The 15,294-nt window shown below is 32.7% G+C and carries 13 protein-coding genes; 8 read left to right on the forward strand and 5 right to left on the reverse strand.

Translation table 11 applies throughout. The features are described 5' to 3' along the window. Positions 1–42 precede the first annotated feature (42 nt). The gene (locus ACJ6WR_RS00980) at positions 43–810 is read right to left on the reverse strand and encodes an AraC family transcriptional regulator (RefSeq protein ID WP_409416804.1); all 768 of its coding nucleotides are present in this window, start codon (positions 808–810) and stop codon (positions 43–45) included. A gap of 101 nt (positions 811–911) precedes the next feature. Here ACJ6WR_RS00980 and ACJ6WR_RS00985 point away from each other — a divergent pair, with 101 nt between their 5' ends. Beyond that, complete coding sequence (locus tag ACJ6WR_RS00985) at positions 912–2,054, forward strand: multidrug effflux MFS transporter (RefSeq protein WP_409416805.1); 1,143 nt, start codon at positions 912–914, stop codon at positions 2,052–2,054. A 68-nt stretch (positions 2,055–2,122) separates the two neighbouring features. Here the strand turns inward: ACJ6WR_RS00985 and ACJ6WR_RS00990 are convergent, their stop codons facing one another. After that, positions 2,123–2,710, reverse strand: a complete 588-nt coding sequence (locus ACJ6WR_RS00990) for a glutathione peroxidase (RefSeq protein WP_039114252.1) — start codon at positions 2,708–2,710, stop codon at positions 2,123–2,125. Positions 2,711–2,855: 145 nt separating this feature from the next. After that, positions 2,856–5,069 carry a TonB-dependent receptor gene (locus ACJ6WR_RS00995; protein WP_409416806.1) on the reverse strand — a complete coding sequence of 738 codons (2,214 nt, stop codon included), beginning with the start codon at positions 5,067–5,069 and terminating at the stop codon, positions 2,856–2,858. A gap of 583 nt (positions 5,070–5,652) precedes the next feature. Here ACJ6WR_RS00995 and ACJ6WR_RS01000 point away from each other — a divergent pair. From ACJ6WR_RS01000 to ACJ6WR_RS01010, 3 genes are all read left to right on the forward strand, one after another. Further along, positions 5,653–6,183, forward strand: a complete 531-nt coding sequence (locus ACJ6WR_RS01000; protein ID WP_039114254.1) for an RNA polymerase sigma factor — start codon at positions 5,653–5,655, stop codon at positions 6,181–6,183. Beyond that, positions 6,183–6,971, forward strand: coding sequence for an anti-sigma factor domain-containing protein (locus ACJ6WR_RS01005; RefSeq protein ID WP_409416807.1), 789 nt, complete (start codon positions 6,183–6,185; stop codon positions 6,969–6,971). Before ACJ6WR_RS01000 ends, ACJ6WR_RS01005 begins: the two co-directional genes overlap by 1 nt. A 101-nt stretch (positions 6,972–7,072) precedes the next feature. After that, a complete protein-coding gene (locus ACJ6WR_RS01010) occupies positions 7,073–7,459 on the forward strand; it encodes a DoxX family protein (RefSeq protein WP_409416808.1) in 387 nt (128 codons plus the stop codon). Positions 7,460–7,680: 221 nt separating this feature from the next. Here ACJ6WR_RS01010 and ACJ6WR_RS01015 read toward each other — a convergent pair whose 3' ends face one another. Continuing rightward, positions 7,681–8,322 carry a hypothetical protein gene (locus ACJ6WR_RS01015; RefSeq protein ID WP_409416809.1) on the reverse strand — a complete coding sequence of 214 codons (642 nt, stop codon included), beginning with the start codon at positions 8,320–8,322 and terminating at the stop codon, positions 7,681–7,683. A 263-nt stretch (positions 8,323–8,585) separates the two neighbouring features. Here ACJ6WR_RS01015 and ACJ6WR_RS01020 point away from each other — a divergent pair, with 263 nt between their 5' ends. Genes ACJ6WR_RS01020 through arsB form a run of 4 tightly spaced genes read left to right on the forward strand, consistent with a single transcriptional unit; the run spans position 8,586 to position 11,124 of the window. After that, positions 8,586–8,918, forward strand: a complete 333-nt coding sequence (locus tag ACJ6WR_RS01020; RefSeq protein WP_039114258.1) for an ArsR/SmtB family transcription factor — start codon at positions 8,586–8,588, stop codon at positions 8,916–8,918. An 18-nt stretch (positions 8,919–8,936) separates the two neighbouring features. Then, a complete protein-coding gene (locus tag ACJ6WR_RS01025; RefSeq protein WP_039120050.1) occupies positions 8,937–9,422 on the forward strand; it encodes a DUF6428 family protein in 486 nt (161 codons plus the stop codon). An 18-nt stretch (positions 9,423–9,440) separates the two neighbouring features. After that, positions 9,441–10,061, forward strand: coding sequence for a protein-tyrosine-phosphatase (locus ACJ6WR_RS01030; protein WP_409416810.1), 621 nt, complete (start codon positions 9,441–9,443; stop codon positions 10,059–10,061). A 1-nt stretch (position 10,062) separates the two neighbouring features. Next, positions 10,063–11,124, forward strand: a complete 1,062-nt coding sequence (gene arsB, locus ACJ6WR_RS01035) for an ACR3 family arsenite efflux transporter (RefSeq protein ID WP_409416811.1) — start codon at positions 10,063–10,065, stop codon at positions 11,122–11,124. 773 nt (positions 11,125–11,897) lie between these two features. Here arsB and ccsA read toward each other — a convergent pair. Next, on the reverse strand, positions 11,898–15,155 hold the full coding sequence (gene ccsA / locus ACJ6WR_RS01040) for a cytochrome c biogenesis protein CcsA (RefSeq protein ID WP_409416812.1): 3,258 nt from the start codon (positions 15,153–15,155) through the stop codon (positions 11,898–11,900). Positions 15,156–15,294 lie beyond the last annotated feature (139 nt).

Genomic DNA, 15,294 nt, shown 5'->3' on the forward strand with positions numbered 1-15,294 from the left:
GAAGAATAAACTTTGTTGACACCCGAAATTATTAAATTAAGGTTATTGAAAATACTTCATTGGTGTTGCTCTTAAATATTTTTTGAAGAATTCGATAAAAGCGCTATCACTTGAAAATTCGAGAGCATAAGCCGTTTCGCCAACATTTTTACCTTCTGCCAGTAATTCAATTGCTTTTTGAAGGCGCCATTGTTGCCTCCATTCCTGATATGACATGCCAGTCTCTTTCAAAAAGATACGACCTATTGTTTTTTCGCTTACAAGAGCATCTATGGCTAATTTTTTTAAAAAAGGTGGTAGCGATTCTCCCAGATTCCAATGTTCTACAAATGGTTTAATTCTTAAATCCTGAGGAACTATTAATGTTAGGTTTTCTTTTGCTGCACTATAAAACTCTTCCCAAAAAACCGATAATACATTTTTTTGCAAATCAAAAGGCATATCCCATTCCCAAAAAGAGATTTTTTCTATTATCTCTTTTAATAAATTATTTACATTCAAAATTGTTAATCCTACAGGTATTTCCGGAAACAAAACGGTATCAAAATATATAGAGCGATAAGCCACAACATTTCGGGTAATGACTCTATGTGGAAAATTTGCAGGAAGCCATACTCCCATAGTGGGAGGCAAAATACTTTTTTTGTTTTCACTAATAACTGTAATACAACCACTTGGAGCATATAAAAATTGTGCCTTTTCATGCTGATGCAACCCCGAATCATGATTAGTAAAATCTGATGCAATACCAATAACTGATGCCTCTAAATCATCAGGATTAAAATAACTGTCTTTTAAAATAAATGCCATTTGTCCTTATTTTGATGTTTTTAGTCTTAATGTCGTTAATGAGATACTAAATCATAAAGATACTTTTGCTAAAAATAAAAAATAATTACAATTGAACCACAATGAAAAAGAAACCAACTATAACTATATTGATTGTTTTAATAATGTTTCCTCAATTTGTAGAGACAATTTATAGCCCTGCGCTACCAAGTATAGTCGAGCAATTTGATGTTAGTAATAAAGAATCTTCCCAAACCATATCAATATATTTCATCGCTTTTGCACTTGGTGTTGTATTTTGGGGGATCCTATCTGATAAAATTGGAAGGCGGAAGTCTATGCTTTCTGGTTTAATCATCTACACAATTGGGTCAATTCTTGCCATATTAGCCAGCAATTTTAATATAATCCTAATTGCCAGAATAATATCGGCTTTTGGAGCAGCAGTTGGTTCTGTAATAACACAAACTATCCTCAGAGATATTTATGATAAAAAAGAACTTGGGAAAGTATTTTCGATAGTGGGAATCGCTCTTTCCATTAGTCCTGTCATTGGGCTTATAACTGGAGGAATAGCTGCTGAAAAATATGGACATATTGGAGTTTTTTCAATTCTCCTGCTACTAGCTTTTATATTGAGCTTAATGTCCTTTAAATTTCTTCCTGAAACAAAAAATGATTCAGCAAAGAAGCTTAACTTCAAAATAACCCTGATTGAGTTACTTAATGATAAATCTATTTGGTTAAACACCTTTTTGGTTAGTGCCTTTAACATAATGTTATTTAGCTATTATTCGCTTGCTCCATTTATCTTTGAAAAATTAGGATGCAATTCAACTCAGTTTGGATATAGTGGGATTATCTTAGCGATAAGCTCTTTTATAGGTAGTATGATAAATAAAAAACTAATTCATAATAACATTTCTGCAGATCGTCTAATTCTAATTGCGACAATAATTGCATCTTTAGGAAGTTTAGGAGTTCTATTATTACAACAAAGTTTATACTTTTTAATACCTATGATGCTAATTATCGTAGCATATGGTCTGGCAATTCCAAATATATTAAGTCAGGCTCTAATTAAATACAGAGATGTTACAGGTACTGCAGGTGCTTTATTTGGGCTAATGTATTATGTTCTAATAGGAATTGGGTTGGCTATTTCTGGATTAGTTCAAAATTTTGGTTTAATACTCATCACATTATCCTTACTTTCTATTTTGTTTGCGATTAAAAATAAGAATCTAAATCACTTAAATAAATAGACTTTTACCCATAAAAAAAGCGATTCTCAATAATGAAAATCGCTTTTTATTTATTCTTTAAACGCTAATTAGCTTTTAATCCAATTGATAATTTCTGGATCAGTTGGCAATGTTTTAGGAGAGATTACTTTTACTAATTCTCCTTTTTCGTTGATTAGGTATTTCTGAAAGTTCCACTCTACTTCTGAATCTTGCACTCCGTTTTTAGATTTTTGAGTTAAGAACTTATATACTTCGTTCATATCATCTCCTTTTACTGAGATTTTGTCCATCATAGGAAAAGTAACGCCGTAATTTTGTTGGCAAAAAGCGCCAATTTCTTCATTTGTACCAGGTTCTTGTGATGCAAAGTTATTTGCAGGAAACCCAACAATTACAAAACCTTTATCTTTATATTCTTTGTAAATCGCTTCTAAATCCTTGTATTGTGGCGTTAATCCACATTTTGAAGCTGTATTTACAATCATTATCTTTTTCCCTTTTAAAGAAGCAAAATCAAACGGATTTCCTGATAAGTCTTCTACTTTAAACTGATAAATGGTTTGTTTTTCCATGACGTTTTCGCTTTTGCTGTTTTTATTTTTTTTAGTTTGTGCTTGATTCTGACAGCTAAATAAAAACATAACTCCACAGAATAGAAACAATATATTTTTCATAATTAAATTTTTTATAAAATTAATCAAATTTGATTTACCTGATTTCGTTCTTCACTTTATTTTATGATGAACAATGGTTAATTAACCAAAGAAGCCTAACGCTATAAACGTTAGGCTTCTTTAACAAACAAATTAAATTATTTTATTAAAATTTGTATATAATTCTTCCTTTCATAAAAAAGGGTGTTCCTGGCGTAAAATGTATTTCTTCGACACTTTCTGGCTCATTTTTTAATCTCGATTCTGTTGCAAACTGGGTTTCATTCCATGCTGTATTAAATAAATTATCGATTGAAACTCCAAAAGTGAATTTTTTATAATCATAATTCACATTCATATCACATACAAAATAACCTGCTGCAACAATAGAATTATCCTCATTGGCAGGACGATTTTTTAAGTAACGGTAACGTATTCCTCCCGAAAACCCATTCCATTTATGAAAACTTAATCCTCCTGTTGTTGTAAAATCTGGTGCTAGCGGAATATAATTTTCTCCCTTAGGTTCATCTATACTACGAGCATAGGTATAATTTCCATCAAAATCAAAATACAACCATTGGTTTAATTGGTAACGCAATCCTAAATCTGCTCCCATACGTCTGGTTTTACCACTTGGTTCTACAATTCCTGCATCACCTACATACACAAACTCTTGTTGTAGATATAAATACCATAAAGCTGAGTTTACGATTAAATTAGGGAATGGTTTCCAGATTGTTCCTAAATCTGCTCCTATCGAAATAGGTAAGATATCTGTTCCTTTATTAGCCACTACTACCCTAGTATCGTTAGAGTGAAAACCAACTCCTGATTTAAGATAATATTGCAAATTATTGTTTTGAGTATAAATAAAATTAAGCTTAGGCGAAACTCTCACTTTATTCTCTGATTGTGTTTTGTAATCTATCGTTAATTTATCCTGATAATTAAACTTAAAATAATCGACTCTTACAGCTGGGTTTATAATCAGTTTTCCAATGTTTATCTCAGAATTTAAATAGGTAAAAAGATTAGACTCATCGATATCTCCTAACTTAATTTGTTCTAAAACGGTTCTTCTGTTTAGTGTATGCGAAAGTTCAGAATCGGTTGTAGCGTCACTACGAAATCCAACTCCCCATTGAAATCCTAAATCTAATTTATCTGTTTTTACCTTCTTGTTCAATTCAGCATTCATTCCATAAATATTTCTATTTTCTTTTTGCTTAATCTGATCGCCATTTACTGGGTCATTTAAGAAAAAAGTAAAATTCGAATACAATTCAAACTCATAATTGGTATAAAAAGCATTGGCTTTTAAGAATGTATTTTCGTCAATTATTTTATGAATAGAAGCATTAAAGTTTGTTCTAGATGTGTTTCCTCCTTCTGTATCATCTACAGATCCAAATCTCGAAATTATCCCTTGATCTACCAATCGTTGCGGAATTTGCCCTGATGCATCCCATTTGCTCGAAAAACGTGAGGCTAAAATCGATATTTTACTATTATCATCAAGTATCGCCGAATATTTCCCTAATAAATTTACTCTATTAAAGTTTTGAGGAGAATCAAAAGGGCCATCGGTTATAATATATTCGGTAGCAATATAAGCGCTTTGCTTTTTTTGTTTTCCTAGTAAGTCAAATAAACCAACAGTTCTAAAGGTATTAAACTGTCCTACTTCTACACCAATACTACTGTTTTCTAGTTTGTCTTTGGTTTTAAAATCAACATATCCTGTTGTTGCAAAATCTCCTTTATTGGCATAATATGCTCCTTTACCAAAATCTATTTTATCTACCGTTTCGGGAATCACAAAATGCAAGTCTGAGTATCCTTGTCCGTGTGCATGCGAAACCATATTTACAGGCATTCCGTCAACCGTAATTGCAATATCGGTTCCGTGATCTATATCAAACCCTCTTAAAAACATTTGCTCGGCTTTTCCTCCTCCAGCATGCTGTCCAATAAATAATCCTGGCACTTTACGTAAAATTTCTTGCGAAGAGTTTACTGGAGTTACCTCCAAATCTATCTTCGAAATCACATTCATAGCTAGTACTTTAGGCTGAATTACAACTTCATCTAATTTAAAACTATCGTCTTCTAGCGCAATTATGATATCTGAGTCAGTTATTGTGTAAGTTGTCTTTTTATATCCCAAAGCGCTAACCTTTAAAACATCTCCAATGGTAGATTTCTCGATACTAAAATTTCCAATTTCGTTAGTATGTGCGTGACTTTCGGATTTTGTATTAAAAATATAAGCATTTTCAATAGTGTTTCCATTTACATCAACTACAATACCTTTTAAAATTTGACTGTAACTTTTTAACCCAAAGGTCATCAGGAGTATTAATAAATATTTTTTCATTGGGGAATTTTATAATCTGAATTATTTTTGCATGTAAGATTTTGAATTGATTATTCTTACATTTTTTTTGGCAAAAATATTCTTTTTATAACTCATCGCCAAGTCGAACTTTAATTTAAAACCTTAAACGACATTAATAACTCAATTTTAAGCGTTTTGTGGTTAAATCTAACTTTTGGTGATTGGAATTTTGAAGTAGAATGTAATTTAATTAGGAAAAGGTTTCCGAATTCGTTCCTTCGTCTGCTCTGTAGAAAATGGCAAAATATTATCCCCCATATTTACCATTACTATCCTAAATACATTAGAATGGAAACCTATCCCTGATTAAAAACAAATATTTAAGTCTAAATTATCCCCCATTCAGACCTTCATTATTTTGTATATACGAGATTGGTTTGAGTTTGGTTTTAAAAAAATAAAAAAAAGGTAATATTTTATTTTTCATGCATTTAGGAAGTTTTCTTGTTAGAAATAAATTACAATTTCTTTAAATTTTTGAATTATATTTATACCAACTTTACCAATATTCCCCATTTATAAACTAAAGTTCATGTGTTTATTCACCCAAAATCTATAGAATATGAGTCAAGAAGAGTTATTAGTATTAATTTATAAGAAAGACGAAAAAGCTTTTACACATCTCTACGATATGTATTCCAAAAGTTTATTTGCAGTAATTAATGTTCTTATAAAAAATAGAGAAGAAGCCGAAGATGTGCTTCAGGAAGTATTTGTTAAAATTTGGAAAAACATCGATTCTTACCACGAAAGTAAAGGTCGATTTTATACCTGGATCCTTAATATTGCCAGGAATACATCCATTGATAAACTCCGATCAAAAAATTTCAATAACAGTCAAAAAAACCTTTCTTCAGATAATTTCGTACATCTACTTGACGACAGTAACAAACTCGTCAATAAAATAGATACTATTGGTATTCATGAGTTTGTAAAAAAACTAAAACCTAAATGTATTGCAATAATCGATTTATTATTCTTTAAAGGATATACGCAACAAGAAGCTTCAGAAGAGCTTGCGATGCCTTTGGGAACTATAAAAACGCAAAACAGAAATTGTATTAACGACTTACGAATTTATTTGAAATTATAATGGAAACAAAAGAATATATAGAATCAGGAATTTTAGAGCTTTATGTTTACGGATTACTTACTGAGTCCGAAAGCATAGAAGTAGCCGCAATGGCTAAAAAACATGACGAAATTAATGATGAGATTATTGCAATTGAAAAAGCAATAGTGGCATTATCCTCAAGTTTTTCTCCTTTTCATTCGGTAGCTAATTTTGAAAAAATTAAAGCTAAACTAGAACTTAAACACGGCAAGGTTGTCGATATGAAACCAGCTTCTACTTGGTCTCAATATGTAGGTTGGGCAGCAGCTGTACTCTTCTTATTAGGTTTTGCTTATCAGTATGTGCAACTTACCCAAACTAAACAAGCAATAGAAGTTGTAGGTAGTGAAAAAGATAAATTAAAAAGTGAATATGCGCTCTTAGACCAAGAAAGCAAAATCACTGAGAAAAACTTATCGATTGTAAGGGATATAAAAAACACAGGAGTTACACTGGGCGGACAAGCTGTTGCGCCACAATCTTTTGCCAAAGCCTATTGGAATAAAGACACTAAAGTAACTTATATTGATGCTGCTGGATTACCAAAACCTCCAAAAGGAAAAGTATATCAGGTTTGGGCTTTAAAATTAAGTCCTGTACTTACTCCTACTAGTATTGGTTTGTTGACTGAATTTGACTCTAACATTCAAAAAATATTCAAGGTAGAAAATACTGGTTATGCCGAAGCTTTTGGAATCACACTCGAACCTGAAGGCGGAAGCCCAAGTCCTACAATGGATCAATTATATACTTTAGGAAAGGTTTAAAAACCAACTTATTATAAAAATTTAAAACGCATATTAAAACAAATTAATATGCGTTTTTTTATTATTTTTAAAATCTAAACTAACCAATACTAACCCAATTTATGAACAGTACATTAATCTTAAGAGTTGCAGTTGCGATTATCTTACTTACACACAGCGTTTTCGGAATATTCGATAATGGCATTAATAATTTCGGGAATCTCTATTTAAACCAAATTGGTTTTGCTCCTTTTGGTGTATTTCTTGCCTGGTCCATAAAACTATCGCACATTGTAGCTGCTGTACTTTTGCTTATCAATAAATACATCAACTTTGCTGCAATCGTTACTATTTTAGTTCTTATTATGGGGATTATTTTAGTTCACTTTAAAGAAGGATGGTTTGTTGTAGGCGGCGGAAGAAACGGAATGGAATATAACTTTTTACTGATTTGCGTTTTACTAGCAATTATGTTTCCAAAAGGATTTTTTGGAGGTTCTGAGAAATAAAGGTTCTGAGGTACTAAGAGACAAAGGTTCAAAGGTTTTTTAAAGGAGCTAAGGTTTTGAGTTGCAAAGGTTCAAAGGTTGCATAGTTTGCACATAAAATAATCACAATAGCTTTGCGAACTTTGCGTAAAACCTTGTGCCCTTTTCGATTAATTTTTTTACACAAACTATGCAACCTTTGAACCTTTGTCTCTTAGTACCTCAGAACCTTATAAAAAAAATTAATCTAAATCTGAAAAACCGAACTCTTCTTCCATCTTCAACAAGTCTTCTTTGGTTAGAGTTGAAACAAATAAAGGATAATCTTCTGATAAGTTTCCATTATCATCTGTGAAATACCAAATTAGCTTTCTGTCATTTTCATAAATAATCCAGTTATTATGATCTACAACTTTTTGCCAATCTTTAGCGGTTATCTCTTCTATAAATTCTGATAACTCATCTTGATCCATATCATAAATTGCACCAGAAAACGGATAGCCACCTTCTGCACATTGTCCGTACATTATCATTTGTAAAAAATCTGGAAGCAATATTTCTTCTGAATACCATACCGCATTATCTATATTTTGAGTTTGATAAACTAAAGTATCTGCTATATTAACTCCCCAATAACATACATTCTGGTTTTCTTCTAGAAAAACTAATTTTCCATCTTCATAAAACAAATCTTCGGGTTTTAGAAATCGCTGAAATGAAGACATAAAAATATCCAATTTACCTACGGTAATATAAAACTCTTTCAGTATTGCTGGTATTGATTGTCCTAGTTTCGTTTCTGCATTTTCAATTGTTTCTACATCAAATCCGTCATTGTTTGTTAATGAACGCCCTAATAATTTTTCGGCAATTTCTCTTATCATATTTTTTGAATTAATAATATCTATATATTTTTTAGTCTATGAATGATCTTTTTTTAAATCTGTAACAAAAATACTTAATTCAGAATTTATTTCTCCCCGGAATAACTACTATTATCGCCTAAAATCGATTTAAAGAATACTGTTTTTCATACTCACCTTTTTAAGTCTACACACATCAATACAAACCAATTATAATAAATTCTTCTTAATTTTATTTATTTTCTAAAATCTATATCGTAATATTGCAATATAAAAATATAACAATGGGAGCAACTAAATCAGATTTCTTTACAGACAACCAAAACGAACTTGCTATTCTAGCAAAAGCATTGGGTCACCCTGCAAGAATTGCCATTATAGAATACTTACTAAAAGTAAATGCATGTATTTGCGGTGATATCGTAAACGAATTACCTCTATCTCAGCCTACGGTTTCTCAGCATCTTAAAGAGCTTAAAAATGCAGGTTTGATAAAAGGTAATATCGAAGGAAACGCTATTTGCTATTGCATTAACGAATCGGGATTTGAAAAAATTAAAGTTTTTTTCCAACATGTTGAAACGCATTTGGAGAAAAGAAATAATGAATGTTGTTAAATATTAAAAATAAAAATTATGAAACTTTCAGAAATTAAAAACATCTTAAAAACAGTTGAAGCTATTAATTTTCAGCTTCCAAATGGGACTTTTGTACCCGAATATTTTCACGTAACTGAAGTTGGTTTAATAACCAAGAATTTTATCGATTGTGGCGGGACTGTTCGCAAGGAAACGGTTGTTAACTTTCAACTTTGGGACGCCAATGATTACGAACATAGATTAAAACCTCAAAAACTGGTTCATATCATCGAGCTTTCGGAAAAGGTTTTAGTCCCGATAGCTATCGGGATCGAAGATTTTGAAATTGAAGTAGAATATCAAGATACTACTATCGGGAAATATGATTTAGGTTTTAACGGTAAAGATTTTGTTTTACTAAATAAACAAACAGCTTGTCTTGCTCAGGATCAATGCGGAATTCCATCTGAAAAACCAAAAGTTCATCTTTCGGATATATCAAATCAATCTAGTTCTTGTACTCCAGGCGGTAGTTGTTGCTAATCTCATAATCTCCTAAATATGAACATACTACTTCCTGAAATCGAAAACACAATTCGTTCTTTTGATTTTAAATCTATTCCCAATGAACGAAAGAATGCTTTGCTGCCTTTAATAGTTTATATACAAGATAGAGTAAATACGCTACAAGAAATTAGGCTTGTTTTTATTTGTACTCATAATTCAAGAAGAAGCCATCTGGCTCAAGTTTGGGCGCAGGCTGCAGCGGCATATTTTGACATAAAAAACGTTTCTAGTTATTCGGGAGGAACAGAAGCCACAGCTTTGTATCCAATGGTAGTAAAAACATTAGAAAAATCTGGTTTTAAAATCGAAGCTATTTCTGAGGGAGAAAACCCTGTTTATTCGATAAAATTTGCATCGAATGAACATCCTATTATTGGATTTTCTAAATCATTTGATGCAAGTTTTAATCCTGTAAGCAAATTTGCAGCTATCATGACGTGCTCTCAAGCCGATGGTGATTGCCCATTTATTGCTGGTGCCGAGAAACGAATTCCGATTACTTATGAAGACCCAAAAGCATTTGATAATACACCTTTACAACTTGAGAAATATCAGGAGCGCAGTTTGCAAATTGCTACCGAAATGTTTTATGTTTTCTCACTAATAAAAAAATAATATGTCTGCTAATACTTGCGCCCCTACTATCGAAAGAAAAAAGTTAGGTTTTCTTGATCGTTTTTTAACGATTTGGATTTTTATTGCTATGGCAACTGGGGTTTCTATTGGTTATTTTGTTCCGTCTAGCGGAGATTTCATCAATTCATTCTCTAGCGGAACTACCAATATTCCGCTTGCAATTGGATTAATACTTATGATGTATCCTCCGCTAGCAAAAGTGAAATACGAACTCATGGGTGAAGTTTTTAAAAACACTCGTGTATTGGGTGCTTCTCTTTTTCTTAACTGGGTTGTAGGTCCTTTTTTAATGTTTGGTTTGGCTTTATTATTCTTAAATGGCTATCCTGAATATATGATTGGCTTAATCTTAATAGGTTTAGCCCGATGTATTGCAATGGTTGTTGTGTGGAATGATCTTGCTGATGGAAACCGTGAATATGCCGCTGGTTTAATTGCGCTGAACAGTATTTTTCAGGTTTTACTTTACAGTGTTTATGCTTGGTTTTTTATTACTGTTTTACCTCCATATTTTGGATATACTGGTTTTAATGTAAACATATCCATTGGTCAAATTGCCGAAAGCGTTGGTATTTATTTAGGGATTCCTTTTGCACTTGGCATTGGTAGTCGTTACATTCTTATTAAGCTAAAAGGTATCACCTGGTTTGAGAATAAATATGTGCCTGCAATTTCCCCTATTACATTGATTGCTTTGCTTTTTACCATATTAATAATGTTTAGCCTAAAGGGAGAATTAATTGTACAAATCCCAATGGATGTTATACGAATCGCTATTCCGCTGGTTCTTTATTTTGTAATAATGTTTGTATTTAGCTTTTTTACAGGAAAATATTTTGGTGCCGATTATTCTAAAGCTACTGCAATTGCATTTACAGCTACTGGAAACAATTTTGAACTTGCGATTGCTGTTGCCATTGGCGTTTTCGGAATCAATAGCGGACAAGCTTTTGCTGGCGTAATTGGTCCATTAGTCGAAGTTCCTGCTTTGATTGCTTTGGTTAATGTTGCTTTTTGGTTTAGGAAAAGGTTCTTTTTTTAAGGTTCTGAGGTTCTGAGGTTCTAAGTTACAAAGGTTCAAAGGTTGCTTAGTTTGTGTATAAATCTTTGTGAGGTTTCTTTGTGAACTTTGCATAAATCCCTGCACTCTTTGCAGTTAGTTTTACCACAGCATCTCTCAATCTTGTCACCCTGACGAAGGAAGGGTCTCCACTAGTAACTCTACACAGCTTGCAGAGCAACTTACTCTGGTTTTGGACGCGGATTAAACGGATTTTTTTTAAAAAGTACTAAGGTTCTGAGTTGCAAAGGTTCTAAGGTTGCTTAGTTTGTGTATAAATCTTTGTGAGGTTTCTTTATGAACTTTGCGTAAATCCCTGCACTCTTTGCAGTTAGTTTTAACACAGCATCTCTCTATCTTGTCACCCTGACGAAGGAAGGGTCTCCACTAGTAACTCTAAACAGTTTGGAGAGCTATTACTACATCGGTTAGCTATCGCTGAAGTCTCTTTCTCAATGACTCTCGCAGATTTGGCTGATTAAGCAGATTTATATTGCTTGCTTTATCATGAAAATGGGTGTCCTAGCCCTGATGGGAACGGCATCCTTTTTATTTTTTCTTTAAAAATAAAAAGATATAGTGGACAGCAGGAAATAGCTTCTAAATTTTATTAATAAAAGCACTGAGTTTTTTTTACCGCAATGAACGCAAGGATTTACGCAAAGTTCGCAAAGCTGTACTGTTACTAAGAAAAATCCTAAATAAAAAAAGGTTCAACTTTGCAGTTGAACCTTTTTATGTGAATTAATAATCTGTTATTTTTTATAATACTTGCGGTATTTTGGGTATGTCACAGCTCCTATTAAGGTTATTGCTGCTAATGAATACCAAATCCAGTCTAGTGAATGTGCTTCTCCGCTTGCGTATGAATGTAATCCTACTAAGTGGAAGTTTACTCCGTAATACGTAAATAAGATTGAGATAAACGCAAACATACTCATTAGGTTAAATATCCATTTTCCGCGTAGGGCTGGTACAAAACGAGCGTGAATTACAAATGCGTAAATCATGATACTAATTAATGCCCAAGTTTCTTTTGGATCCCATCCCCAGTAACGTCCCCAACTTTCATTTGCCCATTGTCCTCCAAGGAAGTTTCCTATGGTTAGCATAATCAATCCAATTGTTAATGCCATCTCATTGATGTATGTAATTTCCTGGATGTTTAAATCCATTTTGGCTTTATTGCTCTTATTGGTAAAGAATATTAATACCAACGATACAAATCCTAATATCATTCCTAATGCAAATGGTCCGTAACTAGCAACAATTACTGCTACGTGTATCATTAACCAGTATGAGTTAAGAACTGGCTGTAAATTGGCTATTTCTGGGTCAATCCAGTTCATATATGCTGCCATTAGGATCATTGCTGTAACAAATGCAGATGATGCTACGGTAAGCTTAGATTTTCTATCAAAAGCCAACCCGAAAAACATTGTTGCCCAAGCTACATATATAATAGACTCGTAAGCATTACTCCATGGTGCGTGTCCCGAAATGTACCAACGTGCTATTAATCCTAGTGTATGTAACCCAAATAAGGCTCCAATAATTATATGGAAAACATTAACTGTTATTCTTAATGATTTTTTCTCGAAGAAAATATTCAGAATTGTAAAAATAAGCATCAGGATTGAAGCTGTAATATACCAATACGGAAGCTTTTTAAACACATCGTATTTATTATACAATAACTCTGATGTAATTTTCTCTTCGCTTGGTCGTACTTTGCTTCCAAATTTCTTCTGGAATCCATTAATACTTTCTAGTAACTCATCGGCTTGTTTAAAATCTTTGGTTATCGAAGCGTTGTTTAAAGCAGCAAAATACATTGGTAGTATTTGCTTTACATACGTCTCGTCCATTCCTTTTAAACCAGCATTACTAATCTCCAGGTATGAAATCCATTTATTGTTTGGATCTTTTGGTATCGGGAAAATCTTAAGCATACTTCCGCTTAAAGCCGATTCCATAAGGTTTACTTTTTTATCGGTTTCGATAAAATCTTTTTCAAATTGATTCGGATTTGCTGCTTTATAAGCCGCATCTAAATAAGGTGATAATTTATAGTTTCCTTTTTCGTCAAAAAACTTAATAAAAGGTGCAAATCCTGCATCTTTATCAATTCCTATAATTTTACGAATACTATCATTTCCTGATTTTATGTATATAATCGGGATCTCTATCCAAACCTGTGCGTATTGTGTCATTGACAAAAATACTTGGTCTGAATTCATTCCGTTATACGTATCGTCATGACTTACTTTTCTCAATAATTCTGATGAGAAAGTATTAATAGGCTTCATTCTTCCGCCTGCATCCTGAATAATTAAACGTCCAAATTTAGCAGCATGCTCTTTTGGCGCTTTATAGATATTTATTAACGAATCAAGTTGTTTCTGACTTGGTGGTCTTGTTACATGATTTGCATGATTGTTTGGATCTGTGCTTTGTGGTGCATGATCATGTTTATGATCCTTCTCATGGTCATGATTTGGGTCTGTACTATGTGCCGCATGATCGTGGTCATGGTCGTGATCATGTTGCTCTTGTGCAAATCCGTTAAAGCTCAACATTAATACTAAAATAGTAATTAGTTTTGCTTTTTTATTTTTCACCACTTCTAGTTTGCGTTTTAAGTCTGCAAAACGAGAATGTTTGGTAAACATGATTGCCATTAACCCGAAGAATAACATAAAATAACCTAAATAGGTGATATTAGTTCCCCAGAAATCGTGGTTTACAGATAATACTGTTCCTTTTTCGTCTGGATCAAATGAAGATTGAAAGAAGCGGAATCCTCTGTAATCTAATACGTGGTTCATGTAAATTCTAGCATCAAATGTTTTACTTGAATCTATAACGGTAACTTTACTTTCAAAAGAGGAATAACTTTTCTCTGTTCCTGGGTATTTCTGAGCAATAAAATCATTCAGTTTAACCTTGAAAGGCAATACATAAGCTTTACTTCCGTAGAAGAATGTGTAATCGATATTTCCGATTTTAACTGTTTTAAAGTCTCCTATTTTACCTTTAGACCCTAATAAGGTTACTTCTTTTTCTTGTCCTTCGGCTGTTAATTTTACAATTAATGCGTCTTCATGTGTTTTGGCTTTATAATCATTATTAGATTCGTAAGCAATAACTCCTTTTACGGCTGGATCTGGGAAAACAATTCGGATATCGCCAATACTGTATAATGAACGCATCATTAATGGCTGTACATTATCCTTAGTTACTTTTCCTTTAAGTTTATCGGCCATACGCATAAAATCTCCTTCAAAAGGGGTTTGTATCGTATAGGTTTCGCCTGTTGTATTAATATTAATAGCTCCGTCTGTAGGTTTATTTAATGCAAACAGAACGTTGTGTATGTTTTGAACTTCTCCGTCTTTAAGAAAATGCTCTTCACGTCCGCCTTCACCAGCTTCTACAAGTTTTAAATATACGATTCCGCTAGGATCTGGTTTTATAACCTCTTTTGCTCCCATGATAAAATCCTTATACTCAACTTCAAATGGAGTTTCGTTGAATTTACCCGAAATACTAAAATCGTTATCGGCAACTGGAGATAATAGTAAGCTTTTCTCGAAAACACGGCGTTTCATCTCGCCTTTGTACTCACCATCGGCAAAAATGGTAATGAATGTTTTATCCGAATAGATTTGGTTTTCAGCCGCTCCTTCGCGTATTGGCATCATTCCTTCGTAACTAATATAACGTGTTATGAATGCTCCTAAAAGGATAAATATAAAAGCTAAATGCACCATTAAGGTAGCCCATTTTTCTTTTTTGTGTAATTGATATCTTTTTATGTTTCCGAAGAAGTTAATTAAGAAGAAGACCATTATGACCTCAAACCACCATGCATTGTAAATAAAAATTCTAGCGGTATCGGTATTGTATTTACTTTCGATAAAAGTCCCAACTCCCATTGCAATTGCAAATGTTAAAAAAAGGACAGCCATTAATCGTGTAGAAAACAAAAAGGAGAATATTTTTTTATCCATTATTGAGGAATTACATTTTATAAAGTGGCACAAAAGTACTCAAAAATGTTGATTCAGATATTCGTGGATTTGTTAATAATATCCAAAATAAAGTACTCTAACAGCTATTAAAGAGCTATTTTTCTTACTAAAAATACTT

Origin of the sequence: Flavobacterium sp. PS2 (assembly GCF_046250155.1) — a bacterium.
GTDB lineage: Bacteria > Bacteroidota > Bacteroidia > Flavobacteriales > Flavobacteriaceae > Flavobacterium.